We start from the raw sequence: 14,484 nt of genomic DNA, 5'->3' as shown, positions 1-14,484 counted from the left end.
CCCCAGAGGGAACGTCATGCCATCCGATATCACCTCCTCGTTACCCGACACCATGCTCGCCATCGTGACCACCGGCCACGGCGGCTATGAACGCCTCGAGGCGCAAGAGCGGCCTGTCCCTGTGCCAGACAAGGGGGAAGTGCTGATCAAGGTACTGGCGGCTGGCATGAACAATACCGAGATCAATACGCGCCTTGGCTGGTATTCCTCCAGCATCACCACGGCCACGAACCAGGCCAGCAGCCAGCACGACACCTCGCCTGGCGAGACGACAATCGACAAGCCGGTCCCGCCTGAAGGTGGCTGGAAAGGCGAGACGCCCTTCCCCCTGATCCAGGGAACCGACTGCTGTGGTGAAGTGGTCGCGCTCGGCGAAGGTGCCGACACAGCGCTGCTCGGCAAGCGCGTACTGGTGCGGGCCTGCATGCGCAGTGCAGGCTGGGAGTCATTGGAAAACGAATGGATGGGCTCTGACTTCGATGGCGCCTTCGCGCAATTCGTCAGTATCCGGGCCAGTGACGTCTTCCCGGTCGAATGTGACTGGAGCGACGTGGAACTGGGCTCACTGCCCTGCGCCTATGGCACAGCGGAGAACATGCTGGAACAGGCCGAGCTCACGTCCGGCGAACGCGTACTGGTCACCGGCGCGTCGGGCGGCGTCGGCTCCGCCACCCTGCAACTGGCCAAGCGACGTGGCGCCATCGTCTATGCTGTGGCAGGCGCTTCCAAGCATGAGGCCCTGCGCACGCTGGGGGTCGACAGACTGTTTGATCGCCATGCGGACCTGGTCGCCGAACTCGGGCAGGAATCCGTCGATCTGGTGGTCGACAATGTCGCCGGCGATGCCTTCCCGGTGATGCTCAAGCTGTTGTCACGTGGTGGGCGGCTGGTGACCACCGGCGCCATCGCCGGGCCCATGGTCACCCTGGACCTGCGTGATCTGTACCTCAAGAATCTCCGACTGCTGGGCACCACCGCCTGGTGCAAGGCAACCTTCCCCAATCTTGTGCGCTACGTGGAGCGCGGGGAGATTCGCCCCTTGATCGCGGCGAGCTTCCCGCTGAAGGATATCGCCAAGGCCCAGAAGGCCTTCCTCGAGAAGACCCATGTCGGCAAGTTCGTGCTTGAGCCCTGGGCCTGATGAGCCACAGGAGTGACCAAGGAAAAGGCCCCATCCGTTGCCGGATGGGGCCTTGTTCATGCCAGGCGAATGTCATGCACATTCGTCAGGTGCCGAGACGGTGTCACGGCGTCGCGCGACGCCCGATGCCTCGGTAGGTCAGCCCCTGGCTGGCCACGTAGCTGGGGTCATAGATATTGCGACCGTCCAGCACCAGCTTCGCGCCCAGCTCACGCTTGAGACGTTGCCAGTCCGGATTCCAGTAACACTTCCATTCGGTGACCAGCATCAGGGCGTCCGCCCCTTCGAGGGCGTCGTACATGTTGCCATCGACCAGCTCCAGCAAGGGATGTGCGCCACAGGCCTCGCCCAACGCGGACAGCGCCGCCGGATCATGCACACGAACGCGCACTCCCTGAGCCCACAACGCCTCGAGCAGCGTCAACACCGGCGCATGGTCGATACGCGCCGTGCCCGGTTTGAACGCCGCCCCCCAGATGGCGATGGTGCGACCGCGCAGCTCGCCATCGAAGTGCTGCCACAGCTTGCGGAACAGCGTCTCCTTCTTGGCCTCGTTGATGTCGAGAACATGCTCGAGCAGCAGCGATTCACGTCCGGTCTCATGCTGGACATCGGCCAGACGCATCAGGTCGCGCGAGAAGTTGGGACCACCGAAGCCACAGCCCGGATACAGATAGCCGAAGCCGATGCGCGGGTCGGCGCCCATGCCCTGACGCACGTACTCGACGTCTACCTCGAGGGAATCCGCAAGCCCGGCGACTTCGTTCATGTAACTGATCCGGGTCGCCAACATGCCATTGATGGCCAGCTTGGTCAGCTCGGCGGCGCGGCGCGGCATGATCTGGAAGACATCTTCCCGACGATTGAAGGCGCGCAGAAGCTCCTGGACGCGACGTGTCGCTACCTCGGACTCGCTGCCCAGCAACCAGCGCGCGGGGCGCTCGAAGGTCGCCAGCGAGCGCCCCTCTTCCAGCATGTCCGGCAAGGCCACCGCATATTGATCATCCCGCGACAGCAGCGCCTCGAAACGCTCGGTGGTCCCGACAGGGAAGGTCGAATTGTTGACCAGCACCGTCGGCTCCGCGAGTGTCGCGACGACCTGCTCGATACGCGTCAGAGCACCCTCACGTTGATCCGGCGAGACGGCCACCCAGTGCACATCGATGCGACGCAGTGAACCAAGTCCCTTCACCAGCGTCAGATCGCCACGTTCGACGTGGCGATCCAGCCGCTCTCGCAGGCCCGGCTCACTGTTCAGCCAGTCGACCCGGTCCAGTGACTCCCAGTCCATGTCTTCATGCGGCCACCACCAGACATTGTGGCCGACACTCGCCAAGGCGGCACTGGCCGTGGCAGCCGCCAGTTCGCTTCCGTGCACCAGCACCTGCATGGCTCATTTCTCCTGATAGCGGGTCATCAGCTCGCGGAAGCCTTCCCCGAATTTCGGGTGACGCTTGGCGAAGGAAATGGTGGCTTCCAGATAGCCCAGCTGATGGCCGCAGTCATAGGTATCACCGGCCATGCGATAGGCGGCGACCGCCTTGTCATCGCGCAGGGTATCGATGGCATCGGTCAGCTGGATCTCGCCACCGGCACCCGGCGGGGTATTCTCGAGCAACTCGAAGATGCGACCCGGCAGCAGGTAACGACCGATCACCGCCAGAGTGGAGGGTTCGGTGCCCGGTGCCGGCTTCTCGACCATCCCGCTGATCATCGCGGACTTGCCCGCTTCCGGCGTCTCGCCATCGATGGCGACGATACCGTACTTGTAGGCCATCTCCTGAGGCACGTTCTCGACCATGATCTGGGCGGCATTGGTGGCTTCATAGGCCTCCATCATCCGCGCCAGGTCATTCTTCTCGAGACCTTCGCCGTCGACCAGCACGTCCGGCAACATCACCAGGAAAGGCTCGTCTCCGACGATTGGCTTGGCACACAGCACCGCATGGCCCAGACCCAGCGGTTCCGGCTGACGCACGCTGATGATCTTGACATCATCCGGAATGATGTGACGAAGTTCCTCGAGCAGCTCGAACTTGCCCTTGGCTTCCAGAGTCGTCTCGAGCTCGAAGTGCTTGTCGAAGTGGTTCTCGATGGCATTCTTGCTGGAATGGGTGACCAGGACGATTTCCTTGATACCCGCCGCAACCGCTTCTTCCACCACATACTGGATCACCGGCTTGTCGACGATGGTGATCATTTCCTTGGGGATGGCCTTGGAGGCCGGCAGGCAACGAGTTCCGAGACCTGCAACAGGCAATACAGCCTTGCGTATCATGAAGCGTCTTCCTTGTGTCTATGTCGTGGCAGATCGTGACGACTCTACCGAGTTACTGCCGCCCGGACGAGATGGCGACCGTCCTGAAATCTAGGCAGGGATTATGCCAGTTTGGCAAAAAAGTGCGAATTGACCGCAGATTTTCCACACTGGCCCATCAGATCGTCTGTCTGAGACGTCCATGACGGGCCAGTCCACGCGAAGCCTTCGCTCCGCGGACAGGGTGCCTTCTCAGCGACGCTGGGCACGCCCCAGCAGGGCACCCACACTGTCGCTATCGGGCGACTCTACCACACCATGCTCGGTGACGATGGCATCAATATACTCATGCGGTGTGACATCGAAGACCGGATTGAAGACCTCGATCTCATCGGGAGCGATCCTGCGATTTCCTGCCTGACGCAGTTCATCGGCATCGCGAGTCTCGATGGGGATGGCGGCCCCACTGTCCAGACTGGCATCGAAGGTGGCAAGGGGCGCCACCACCATCACCTTGACGCCATGGGCACGCGCCTGGACCGCCAGGGAGAAGGTGCCGATCTTGTTGGCCGTGTCGCCGTTGGCCGCGATGCGGTCCGCACCGACGATCAACCAGCGCACATCGCCATCGCCGTCCCTGGATTGCATGATCAGCGAGGCGGCACCCTCCACGGCCAGTCGGGCGGGAATCTTTTCCTGCACCAGTTCCCAGGCGGTCAGTCGAGCCCCCTGCCACCAGGGGCGTGTCTCGTTGACATGGACGCGGCTGATCAGCCCCTGAGCATACGCCGTGCGAATCACGCCCAGGGCGGTACCGTGCCCCCCAGTCGCCAGCGCACCGGTATTGCAGTGGGTCATCACCTCACAGTGGGGGGTGTCGGCCGTCAGGGACGCGGCAATCACCTGCGCACCGAATTCCGCCATGCGCAGATTGTCCTCGAGATCCTGCTCATGAATGCGCACGGCTTCCCGCAACAGTGCCTCGTGGGGGGCAAGCTCACGCATGGCGTGCGCAGCGATCACCGTACGCATGCGATCCAGCGCCCAGAACAGATTGACCGCCGTCGGCCGAGAAGCCGCCAGAACCTCGCAGGCCGCTTCCAGACGCGCCCCCCATGCCCCGCCCTCATGTGCGGCGCGAACCGCCTCCAGTGCCACACCATAGGCGGCCGCGATGCCGATGGCCGGTGCACCACGCACTACCATGTCGGCAATGGCGCGAGCCACGCCGTCTGCATCCCGCAGTTCGATCTCTCGGGTCTCGCCCGGCAGCAGACGTTGATCCAGCAGTGCCAGTCGCGGCAAGGCATCTTCGTCGCTACCGGTGGCATTGTCTGACTGGGTCAGCCAGCGAATTGGAATCAGGCTCATGACACTTCCCTGTAGGCTCACGGACAAAGGGGTTCGCACTGGAGAACACCGCGGCGCGATAATGGCTGAGGCCATCTGCAAGTTCCCGTCATGACGAGTTTTTTGCAGTTACCGCTGACCCGCGACGACAGGCGGATTAGAATGGAGGAATCGTGCCCGAGGGTGACGCGTCTGTACAGGGGCGTGCATGCTTGCGATGCACTTCCGTAACGGTAAGGATCCGATCATGAGCCATAGCGACGCCAAGCAAGATTCCACTGCCCCGGATCATCTGGGCAACGTCGATGCCAGCGAAATCGCCAAATTCTCCGCGCTCGCCAGCCGCTGGTGGGACCGCGACAGCGAGTTCAAGCCACTCCACGACATCAACCCGCTGCGCGTCGATTACATCGACACCCATGCCGGACTGGCGGGCAAGCGAGTCATCGATGTCGGTTGTGGCGGCGGCATCCTGTCCGAGGCCATGGCTCACCGTGGCGCCACCGTGACCGGGATCGACATGGGTGAAGCCCCGCTGTCAGTGGCACGCCTGCATCAGCTGGAATCCGGTGTGGAAGTCGATTATCGCCAGACCACCGCGGAAGCTGCCGCCGAGGAAATGGCGGGACAATTCGATGTCGTGACCTGTCTCGAGATGCTCGAGCATGTTCCTGACCCTTCCTCGGTGATCAACGCCTGCGCGCGACTGGTCAAGCCGGGAGGCAAGGTGTTCTTCTCGACCATCAATCGCAATCCCAAGGCGTACGCCTTCGCGATCATCGGTGCTGAATACCTGCTGCAGATGCTGCCACGCGGCACGCATGAGTACCGCAAGTTCATCCGCCCGGCTGAGCTTGGCCGCTGGACGCGTGAGGCGGGCCTCAAGATGGAGGGTTCCACCGGCATGACCTACAACCCGCTGACCCGTAAATATCGCCTCAACACCGCCGACCTCAGCGTCAACTATCTGATGCATACGCGCCGCCCGACGGAAGACGAACTCGCATGAGTCTGCCGGCCGCACTGCCCCGTCCCGCTGCGCTGATCTTCGATCTCGATGGCACCCTGGTGGACACTGCGCCGGACCTGGCGCGTGCGACCAACGAGCTGCGTAGCCATCATGCCTTGCCGGAACTGAGCTATGAGGTGATTCGCGCCGAGGTCTCGCATGGCGGAAGCGCCCTGGTGAGACTGGCGCTGGGTCACGACATCGATCATCCCTCGCATGCCGAGGAGCGTACACGCCTGCTGGACTTCTATGCCCGTGATGTCGCGGCCCACAGCGAGCTGTTCCCGGGCTATGACGCCCTGATCGAGATCTGTCAGCGCAACGGCCTGCCCTGGGGGATCGTGACCAACAAGCCGCGTCAGTTCGCCGAGCCGCTGATCGAGTCCATGGCGCTCACTCCGGGCTGTCTGCTGTGCGCCGATGACCTGCCCGTCAAGAAGCCCCATCCTGAGCCATTGTGGGAGGCGGCCCGCCTCCTCGGCGTCGAACCGTCACGATGCTGGTATCTCGGGGATCATGATCGCGACATGCAGGCGGCGCGCGCGGCGGGCATGCTGGCGGTCGCCGTGCGCTATGGCTACGTCCGCGACGGGGATGATGTGGACGCCTGGCCTGCCGATGTGTGGTTCGACACCTCGGAAGAAGTCATCAATGCCGCTCTGCGCGCAGCGGAACTGCGCTGACGCGGCGCGCGATACCCTGACGCCCTGCCAATGAAAACGCCGACGGCCATGGCCGTCGGCGTTTTCATTGCAGGCAATCCTGTCAGTGACAACTTCTCACCATCAAGTGCTCGTCACTGTCACCCGCTCGGACATCTCACGTCCTGGGCGGCTGGGCATCGAACATCTCGCCGGTGCGGCCACGACTCTCCGGACCGATCAGCCACAGGTAGCTTGGCATGATGTCGGCTGGCGTACGCAGGGTATCCGGGTCTTCCGCCGGGAAGGCCGACTTGCGCATCGACGTTCGAGTCCCACCGGGATTGAGGGTATTCACGCGGACCTGACTGGTATTCTCGAGCTCCTGTGCCAGCAGCTGTGAAAAGCCTTCGGTGGCGAACTTCGAGACACTGTAGGCCCCCCAGAAAGCACGCCCCTTGCGGCCGACGCTGGAACTCGTCAGCACCACGGACGCATCCCGAGACGCTTTCAGCAGTGGCAGCAGCGCCTGCAACATCCAGATAGGCCCATTGATGTTGACCTGCATGACCTGCTCCCACAACGCCGGATCATACTGCTCGAACGGGGTGATCTTGCCCAGCAGACTGGCATTGTGCAGCACCCCATCGAGTCGCCCGAATTCCTTGTCGAGCGTTTCCGCCATCTGCTGGTAATCCTTGAGCGTGGCCCCTTCGAAGTTCAGCGGGTAGATCGCTGGCTGAGGAGCCCCCAATGCTTCGATCTCGTCATAGACTTCCTCGAGCTTGGCAATGGTGCGCCCCAGCAAGATGACGGTCGCGCCATGCCTGGCATAGTCAATGGCTGCTTCACGACCGATGCCCGAGCCTGCACCAGTCACGAGAATGATTCGCCCTTTCAGCAGATCCGCTGGTGCCTGATAATCGATCTTGCATTCCGCCATGAGGATATCCCGTCCTGAACGCTGGCCTTGCCGAGAGGCTGACCCGAAGGGCAAGGCCTGAGGTGTATCGATGACATGCGGGCGCATGTCAGAACGCACAAAGCCCGCCTTGTCAGTCAACAAGTGCGGGCTTTGTCATTATCATCTGGCGTCATGCGCCAGAGGCGAGGAAATCCTTGGCCATTCCGCCGGCCTTGCTGTCGGGGTACTGGCGAACCAGTTCCTCGAGCAACTTGCGACTTTCCTGCGCCTTGCCCTGCCGCGCCTTGACCAGTCCCAGCTTGTACATCGCATCCGGCACCTTGCTGGATTGCGAGAACTCACTGATGACAGTATCAAAGGCCTGGGCAGAAGCATCCAGTTGATTCTTCGCGGAATACAATTCCCCCAACCAATAATGGGCATTAGCCGCGAGATTGGAATCCCCGTGATCCACCACAAAGGATTCAAAGGCATCGATCGCTCCGTCGAAATCACGCGACTGCACCTTGGCAAAGGCGTTCTCGTAATCCTTCTGGGCATCCCCTCCACTGGAGGCATTGGCGCTGCTGGCATTGCTGCCCGCACCACCACTGACCGCGGCTGCGGTCTGCGCATCGACCTCCTGACCGTTCTCACCGGCTGGACTTGTTCCCGAAACACGTTGTTCCAGGTCCAGGTACCGTTGCTGCGACATCTCGGTGAGTCGCTTGAACTGATATTCCAGTTCATCGACACGCCCGCGCAGCCGCGCAATTTCCTGGGCCTGCTCATCAAGCTGGTTGAGAAGGGTCAGGGTGCCGCCACCACTCAAGCGAGTGTTGGCCTGCTGATAAAGCGAGTTGGACTGTACGGTAAGGTCTTCCACTGCGGGTGCGGCTGCAACTGACAACGGAAGCGCCAGGGCTCCCACACCGCACAACCATTTCAGGCTGTCTTTCATGCTGTCGGCTCCGCCGAATCATCATGTTGCCGTGCGAGAAGGCCCGAGCCTCAAGGTTGCCCTTGCGACTCAGGCCTGCTCAACACAAGTTTCAAGCGTCTCTGTTATCCCGCAGGGACCTCAGAGGGATTGCCGAACTCAGTAGTCGAAGACCACACGACGGTTCTTGGCATAGGAAGATTCGCCGTGACCTTGAACGGCCGGACGCTCTTCACCGTAGGAGACGATCTCGATCTGGGACGGAGACACACCCTGAACGGTCAGAAAGCGTGCGACAGACTTGGCACGACGCTCGCCCAGACCCAGGTTGTATTCACGAGTACCGCGCTCATCAGCGTGGCCTTCCAGAACGACGTTGGCGCTGGTGTTGGCTTTCAGGTACTGGGCGTGGCCCATCAGGACGCTTTCGAATTCAGGACGGATGGTGTCCTTGTCGAATGCGAAGTAGATGGTACGCACGTCAGGCATGGAAGCGTTGCTCATCTGGTTGCCGTTGGTGTTGGCACCAGAGTTCATGCCGGCAGTGTTGGCACCGCTGTTGGCTGAATCCATGTCGCCGTCCTGGGCGCCACCGCTGCTGGAACAACCGGCCATGACGCTCAGGGACAGGGCAACCAACAGACCTTTTGCATACGGGGTGAACTGCATTGTAAAACTCCTTGCTCTAATGAAAACGAATGCCAAGCCTTTCTTTGTGACTCGGATGCATTCTAGTGGTTTAGTTCAGGAACGGCGACCACGCAGGTTCACGCACTTCGCCTTGTGGTGACGGCAGGGAAAATTGTGCTCTTCCGTCTGCCGAGACCTCGCCCAGGACCCCACGGGTTCCTTGCTGAGTGGCATATATCACCATAGTGCCATTCGGTGCAACACTTGGAGATTCATCCCACTGAGTATCCGTGAGGGATGTCACTCGACCACTCTTCAGATCCTGCTTGGCAACCTGATAACCGTTGCCGGAGCGATTGATCATGAACAGGGTTTCCCCATCGGGCGACACACGCCCACGGGAATTGTAGTTTCCGGTAAACGTCACGCGTTCAGTACCACCGGAAAGATCAAGACGATAGATCTGTGGCGAGCCGGCACGATCAGACGTGAAGACCATGCCACTGCCATCCGGCAGCCAGTCCGGCTCGGTATCGATCGCAGGATTGTTGGTCAGACGTTGGAATTTGCGTGACGCGATATCCATCACATAAATCTCGGGCTGACCATCCTTTGACAATGCCATCGCCAACTTGCGGCCATCCGGAGACCAGGCCGGAGCACCATTGATGCCACGGAAACCGGTCAGTTTGGCACGACGACCACTTCCCAGCTCCTGAACATAAATCGCAGGCCGTTCTGATTCGAAACTCACGTACGCCAGTTTCTTTCCATCCGGCGACCATGCAGGAGACATGATCGGTTCATCGGATGCAAGAATCTCCTGACTACCATGGCCATCCGAGTCGGCAACATACAGTGCGAAACGAATGTTGTCACCCACGCCATTGGCGGTAATGTAGGCGATTTTTGTCGAGAAAGCACCGCGAATTCCAGTGATTTCCTCAAATATTTCATCACTCATGTAATGGGCGCGCGAACGCAACTGGCCATCACTGCCCGTGATGACTTCTCCCAGCATGCGCTTGTTCCCGAGCACATCCATCAGCTCGTATTGAATGCTGTAGCCACCGCTGCTCGCATTCTTGACCTGCCCGACCACCAGATAGCTGGCGCCGAGGCGCTTCCAGTCATTGACGAAGACATCCTGGGTAGTCCCCGGCAGCGCGATCAGGTTGTCACGCTTGATCGGCTCGAATTGGCCGCTGCGCGCCAGATCATCCGAGATGATACGGGCCAGATCCTGAGGGAGACTTCCCCCCGTCAGGTTCTCGAACGGCACCACGGCGATCGGCGTCGCGCTGTCATTGCCCTTGGTGATCTCGATGGTCAGGTCCGCTCGCGCCATGCTGGTCACGACCAGCATGGCGGCTGCCATCATCCATGTAGTCACTCGTCTCATCGGCCCAGGTCCTCTGGATTGAAGTACAGATTGAAGTTGCGGAACTGGCTCTTGGCTGAAGCCGGCAGGTCCTGCATCTCGGTAAACGGTGCTGCTTTCTGTATCGCCTGTATCGCGGAACGATCAAAGGCGGCATTGCCACTGCTCTTGCTGACCGCAGCCGAAACAAGTTCCCCTGTCGGCAGCAATGAGACGCGCAGCGTCACCGTCATGCCGGGTACGGTACCTGAAGGCCGATTCCAGTTCTGCCCGACATACTTCTTGAGCAGACTCTCAAAGCCATTGGCCGCCTGTGCGGCCTGCTTGGCGCCACTGATGGCGTCACTTTCGCTGTCGATCAGACTATCCAGTGACCCAGCAGATGCCTGTGCTGCCTTCTCGGCAAGCGCTTTCTGGCGCGCGGCCTCCGCGGCTGCCTTCTTGCGAGCCTCTTCCGCTGCCTTTTCCTTGGCCGCCTTTTCCTTCGCTGCTTTCTCGGCGGCTGCCTTGGCTGCCTTTTCCTTTTCAGCCTGCGCCTTGGCCTTGGCCGCCTTTTCAGCCTCTGCCTTGGCCTTCGCGGCTTTTTCCGCCTCGGCTTTCTTGCGCGCTTCCTCGGCTGCCTTTTCCTTGGCGGCCTTCTCCGCTTCCGCCTTTTCCTTGGCGGCCTTCTCCGCTTCCGCCTTGGCCTTGGCCGCCTTTTCGGCTTCCGCCTTCTTCAAGGCGTCTGCCTTGGCCTGTTTTTCAGCTTCAGCCTTCTTGCGCTCAAGCGCAATCGCCTTGGCTTCTTCCGCCCGACGCGCTGCATCTGCCTTGGCCTTGTCTGCCGCCTCGGCAGCCGCTTTCTGCTCCGCCTTCAACTGCTCAGCCGCCTTGGCCTGTGCCGCCTTCTCCTGTTCGGCAGCCTTGGCCTGCTCTGCCTTGAGCTGCGCGGCTTTCTCGCGCGCAGCACTCTTCTGCTGTTCTGCAGCGCGCTCCGCTTCCCGGGAGGCCTCCTCCTTGGCGCTCTGACGCTCATCGGCCTCTTCGGCGGCATCCCGCGCCTTGCTGGCCTTGGCCTGCTGGGGCTGATTGGTCGTCGTTTCGGTGCTGACCAGCGTCGCGTTGACGATGGTCGTGCTGCTCTGATCCGGCTCGGACTCAGGCCAGCTCACCAGGGTCAGTACCAGGATGACCACATGCAGACCCACGGCCAGCACGACGGGTAATCCATAGCCTGCCCGCTTTTCGATTTCCGGCTGACTCATCCATCAGCCCTCATTCGGCGGTTCTGAAATCAGCCCGACATTGGGAACGCCCGCCCCCTGCAGAGTGCTCATCAGCCCCATCACATCACCATATGGCGCTGTCTTGGCGCCTTTGACCAGCACGGGTGTCTTGGGCTTTTCCGACACGATGGCGGCCACCTTGCTGCCCAGGTCATCCAGGGCGACGGGAGTCCGCTTGTCCTGATCAGAGCCCAGATCGATGTAGTAGTTGCCGCTGTCATCCAGCGAGACGATCAGCGGTGTCACGTCATCAGGATTGTCGATGGGCTTGGAGGTGACCTTGGGCAGTTCGACCTGTACCCCCTGGGTCATCATCGGCGCGGTGATCATGAAGATGACCAGCAGCACCAGCATGACATCGATGAAGGGCACCACATTGATTTCAGAGGACAGCTTGCGCTTGTGCCCCCGGCTGTAAGGTCCTTTCATGCTCGACTCTCCTTTCAGGCGTCGTTGCTGCCACGGCCGTGCAGATTGCGATGCAGAATGGAGTGAAGCTCTTCGGCGAAGTCTTCATAACGGCCCAGCAGCTGATCGGCACGGCTGGCCAGACGGTTATAGAAGATGACTGCCGGAATCGCGGCAAAAAGCCCCATGGCGGTGGCGACCAGCGCTTCTGCAATCCAGGGAGCGACAGTGGTCAGAGTGGCCTGCTGTGCAGTCCCCAGTGCCTGGAAAGAGCCCATGATGCCCCACACCGTCCCGAACAGACCCACATAGGGGCTTACGGAGCTGACGGTGGCCAGGAACGGAAGATGGATATTGAGACGTTCTTCCTCGCGTGACAGCGTGACACGCATGCTGCGCTGAACGCCGTCCATCACTGCATCGGCATTGCTGGACTTGGGCTTGAGACGGCTGTACTCACGAAAGCCTGCACGGAAGACGCCTGCAGCACCCGGCGTCGCCTCTTCTTCACTGGGCAATTCACGGTAGAGGTGATTGAGATCCACTCCGGACCAGAAACGCTTTTCAAAGGCGGTATACGCCTGTTTCGCTCGTGACAATGCCATCCCCCGCTGGAAGATCACTACCCAGGAGGCGATGGAAGCCGCCAACAGCAGCAACATGACGGATTGCACCACCAGGCTGGCATTCGCGAACAGCGAAATGATCGACATCGAATCTTCCACGGAAATCCCTCTTTTACTTGGTTCAGTCAGTGCCGCCGGTGAGGCGACACCCTTAACATTCGTCCGACTCCGTCGCCTGACATCCGACCAGAAGGATGGCTGCAACGGCGTCTCACTCGTTCACGCCTTGACCACGGCGACTCTCGGTCAATCTGGTATCGGTGACTCAGACCTCAAGAGCGTTCAGCAATTCCACTGGCCATCGACGCGGACGCAATGTGCTGGCATCGACACAGGCAATCACCACCTCGGCATCACTCAACATCACCCCGTCCTTCATCACCTGTTGATGAAAGACAAGGCGCGCGCCACGCAATTCACCTGCCGTTGCCGTGACCTGAAGCAGATCATCCAGTCTCGCAGGACGATGATAGCGACTGGCCACACTGTGCACGACAAGCTGGATACCGCGCTCCAGAAGTGTCTGCTGGGAATAGCCACGTGCGCGCAGCCATTCACTGCGTGCGCGCTCCATGAAGCGCAGGTAATTGACGTAATAGACGATGCCACCCGCATCGGTATCCTCGATATAGACCCGCACCGCATGATGAAATTCGCCCGTCTGCTCAGTCAACGTTTCCTCGCCGGGTCTGGATGTCTGAAGAGACGACATCATGCGTCCTCCTGCCCACCCGGCGTCAGACGCGCCTGGGTCTCACGCGGCGTGATGCCGAAATGCTGATAGGCGGAACTGGTCACCACGCGCCCACGCGCCGTTCGCATCATGAAGCCCTGCTGAATCAGATAGGGCTCCAGCACATCTTCGATGGTATCGCGCTCCTCGCCGATGGCGGCCGCCAGCGAATCCACACCGACGGGCCCGCCATCGAACTTCTCGATCATCGACAGCAGCAACCGGCGATCCATATGATCCAGCCCGTGGCTATCCACATTGAGCATGTTGAGCGCCTTGTCCGCGACATCCAGCGTCAGACGGCCATCGCCGCGCACCTCGGTAAAGTCACGCACCCGCCGCAGCAGCCGATTGGCGATACGCGGCGTCCCTCGCGAGCGTCGTGCGACCTCGCGCGCGCCATCCATCTCCACTTCCATGCCTGACAGCTTCGCACTGCGCGAGACGATACCGGTCAGCGACTCGATATCGTAGAACTCGAGGCGCTGAACGATTCCGAAGCGATCTCGCAGGGGCGCGGTCAACAGACCAGCCCGGGTCGTCGCCCCCACCAGAGTGAATCGTGGCAGTTCCAGCTTGATCGAGCGGGCAGCCGGGCCCTCACCGATCATGATATCCAGCTGATAGTCCTCCATCGCGGGATACAGCACTTCCTCGACCGCCGGTGACAGGCGATGGATCTCGTCGATGAACAGTACATCGCCTTCCTGAAGATTCGTCAGCATGGCGGCCAGGTCACCTGCCCGCTCCAGAACCGGTCCGGACGTCGACTTGATGTCCACGCTCATCTCACTGGCAATGATGTGTGCCAGAGTGGTCTTGCCAAGTCCCGGGGGCCCGAATACCAGGGTGTGATCCAGGCTATCGCCACGACCGCGAGCGGCACTGATGAAGATTTCCATCTGCTCGCGCACGATCGGCTGACCGATATACTCATTCAGCGTTCGCGGCCGATTGGCGCGATCGATCCGTTCTTCCGGATCATGCGTGGCCGCGGAGATCAGTCGATCCGACTCCATCATGATGCTTGCTCAACTCCTGATGACTCATGCTGCAGACATGAATCATGTGGCGAGAGGTGGTCTGACCGAGGCAGTGAAATGATCTTGCGCCAATGCAATCAAGCGCGCACTTTCTACCCCAGTCGCCGGCCTTTCCCTAGTCAATAAATCCAATCAGATCGTGCCTATTCTGTCATT

Annotated in this window: 15 protein-coding genes; 3 read left to right on the top strand and 12 right to left on the bottom strand. The window is 60.8% G+C overall.

Annotated features, from left to right (window positions below; translation table 11 throughout):
- The first annotated feature begins 16 nt into the window (after positions 1-16).
- Entirely contained in the window at positions 17-1,141 is a 1,125-nt protein-coding gene (locus tag AC26AR_RS07760; RefSeq protein ID WP_303565010.1) for an alcohol dehydrogenase family protein, read from the top strand.
- 103 nt (positions 1,142-1,244) lie between these two features.
- On the opposite strand, the gene AC26AR_RS07755 is transcribed toward AC26AR_RS07760, so the two are convergent.
- The 3 genes from AC26AR_RS07755 to mtnA form a co-directional block, all read right to left on the bottom strand.
- Positions 1,245-2,531 carry a nucleotide sugar dehydrogenase gene (locus tag AC26AR_RS07755; protein ID WP_404625527.1) on the bottom strand — a complete coding sequence of 429 codons (1,287 nt, stop codon included), beginning with the start codon at positions 2,529-2,531 and terminating at the stop codon, positions 1,245-1,247.
- 3 nt (positions 2,532-2,534) lie between these two features.
- Complete coding sequence (gene galU, locus AC26AR_RS07750) at positions 2,535-3,419, bottom strand: UTP--glucose-1-phosphate uridylyltransferase GalU (RefSeq protein WP_077376470.1); 885 nt, start codon at positions 3,417-3,419, stop codon at positions 2,535-2,537.
- A gap of 231 nt (positions 3,420-3,650) precedes the next feature.
- Positions 3,651-4,769 carry an S-methyl-5-thioribose-1-phosphate isomerase gene (gene mtnA, locus AC26AR_RS07745; RefSeq protein WP_084208693.1) on the bottom strand — a complete coding sequence of 373 codons (1,119 nt, stop codon included), beginning with the start codon at positions 4,767-4,769 and terminating at the stop codon, positions 3,651-3,653.
- A 226-nt stretch (positions 4,770-4,995) separates the two neighbouring features.
- Between mtnA and ubiG the strand changes: the two genes are divergently transcribed.
- Together ubiG and AC26AR_RS07735 are read left to right on the top strand one after the other, a co-directional pair.
- On the top strand, positions 4,996-5,757 hold the full coding sequence (gene ubiG / locus AC26AR_RS07740) for a bifunctional 2-polyprenyl-6-hydroxyphenol methylase/3-demethylubiquinol 3-O-methyltransferase UbiG (protein ID WP_077376476.1): 762 nt from the start codon (positions 4,996-4,998) through the stop codon (positions 5,755-5,757).
- The gene (locus AC26AR_RS07735) at positions 5,754-6,440 is read left to right on the top strand and encodes an HAD-IA family hydrolase (RefSeq protein WP_404625524.1); all 687 of its coding nucleotides are present in this window, start codon (positions 5,754-5,756) and stop codon (positions 6,438-6,440) included. The genes ubiG and AC26AR_RS07735 overlap by 4 nt, the downstream gene beginning before the upstream one ends.
- A gap of 136 nt (positions 6,441-6,576) precedes the next feature.
- Here AC26AR_RS07735 and AC26AR_RS07730 read toward each other — a convergent pair whose 3' ends face one another.
- The 9 genes from AC26AR_RS07730 to ruvB all read right to left on the bottom strand — a co-directional run bounded on the left by AC26AR_RS07730 (position 6,577) and on the right by ruvB (position 14,307).
- Positions 6,577-7,341 carry a YciK family oxidoreductase gene (locus tag AC26AR_RS07730; protein WP_077376482.1) on the bottom strand — a complete coding sequence of 255 codons (765 nt, stop codon included), beginning with the start codon at positions 7,339-7,341 and terminating at the stop codon, positions 6,577-6,579.
- Positions 7,342-7,492: 151 nt separating this feature from the next.
- On the bottom strand, positions 7,493-8,263 hold the full coding sequence (gene ybgF, locus AC26AR_RS07725; protein ID WP_077376485.1) for a tol-pal system protein YbgF: 771 nt from the start codon (positions 8,261-8,263) through the stop codon (positions 7,493-7,495).
- A 138-nt stretch (positions 8,264-8,401) separates the two neighbouring features.
- Positions 8,402-8,911, bottom strand: a complete 510-nt coding sequence (gene pal / locus AC26AR_RS07720; protein ID WP_065392600.1) for a peptidoglycan-associated lipoprotein Pal — start codon at positions 8,909-8,911, stop codon at positions 8,402-8,404.
- A 70-nt stretch (positions 8,912-8,981) separates the two neighbouring features.
- Entirely contained in the window at positions 8,982-10,274 is a 1,293-nt protein-coding gene (gene tolB, locus AC26AR_RS07715; protein ID WP_077376488.1) for a Tol-Pal system beta propeller repeat protein TolB, read from the bottom strand.
- Positions 10,271-11,497 carry a cell envelope integrity protein TolA gene (tolA, locus tag AC26AR_RS07710; RefSeq protein ID WP_404625522.1) on the bottom strand — a complete coding sequence of 409 codons (1,227 nt, stop codon included), beginning with the start codon at positions 11,495-11,497 and terminating at the stop codon, positions 10,271-10,273. The genes tolB and tolA overlap by 4 nt, the downstream gene beginning before the upstream one ends.
- Positions 11,498-11,500: 3 nt before the next feature.
- Positions 11,501-11,947: a protein TolR gene (tolR, locus tag AC26AR_RS07705; protein ID WP_077376494.1), complete on the bottom strand. Its 447-nt coding sequence runs from the start codon at positions 11,945-11,947 to the stop codon at positions 11,501-11,503.
- 14 nt (positions 11,948-11,961) lie between these two features.
- Positions 11,962-12,639 carry a protein TolQ gene (gene tolQ / locus AC26AR_RS07700; RefSeq protein ID WP_077377369.1) on the bottom strand — a complete coding sequence of 226 codons (678 nt, stop codon included), beginning with the start codon at positions 12,637-12,639 and terminating at the stop codon, positions 11,962-11,964.
- A 178-nt stretch (positions 12,640-12,817) separates the two neighbouring features.
- Positions 12,818-13,267 (bottom strand): tol-pal system-associated acyl-CoA thioesterase, encoded by a 450-nt coding sequence (gene ybgC, locus AC26AR_RS07695; protein WP_404625519.1) that lies wholly within the window; start codon positions 13,265-13,267, stop codon positions 12,818-12,820.
- Positions 13,264-14,307 (bottom strand): Holliday junction branch migration DNA helicase RuvB, encoded by a 1,044-nt coding sequence (ruvB, locus tag AC26AR_RS07690; protein ID WP_404625517.1) that lies wholly within the window; start codon positions 14,305-14,307, stop codon positions 13,264-13,266. Before ruvB ends, ybgC begins: the two co-directional genes overlap by 4 nt.
- Between the last annotated feature and the right edge of the window lie 177 nt (positions 14,308-14,484).

The sequence above is a fragment of the Cobetia sp. PS-4MA genome, from assembly GCF_057670765.1.
The sequence above is the reverse complement of the archived record's forward strand: the minus strand, read 5'-3'. Positions and strand labels throughout refer to the sequence as shown.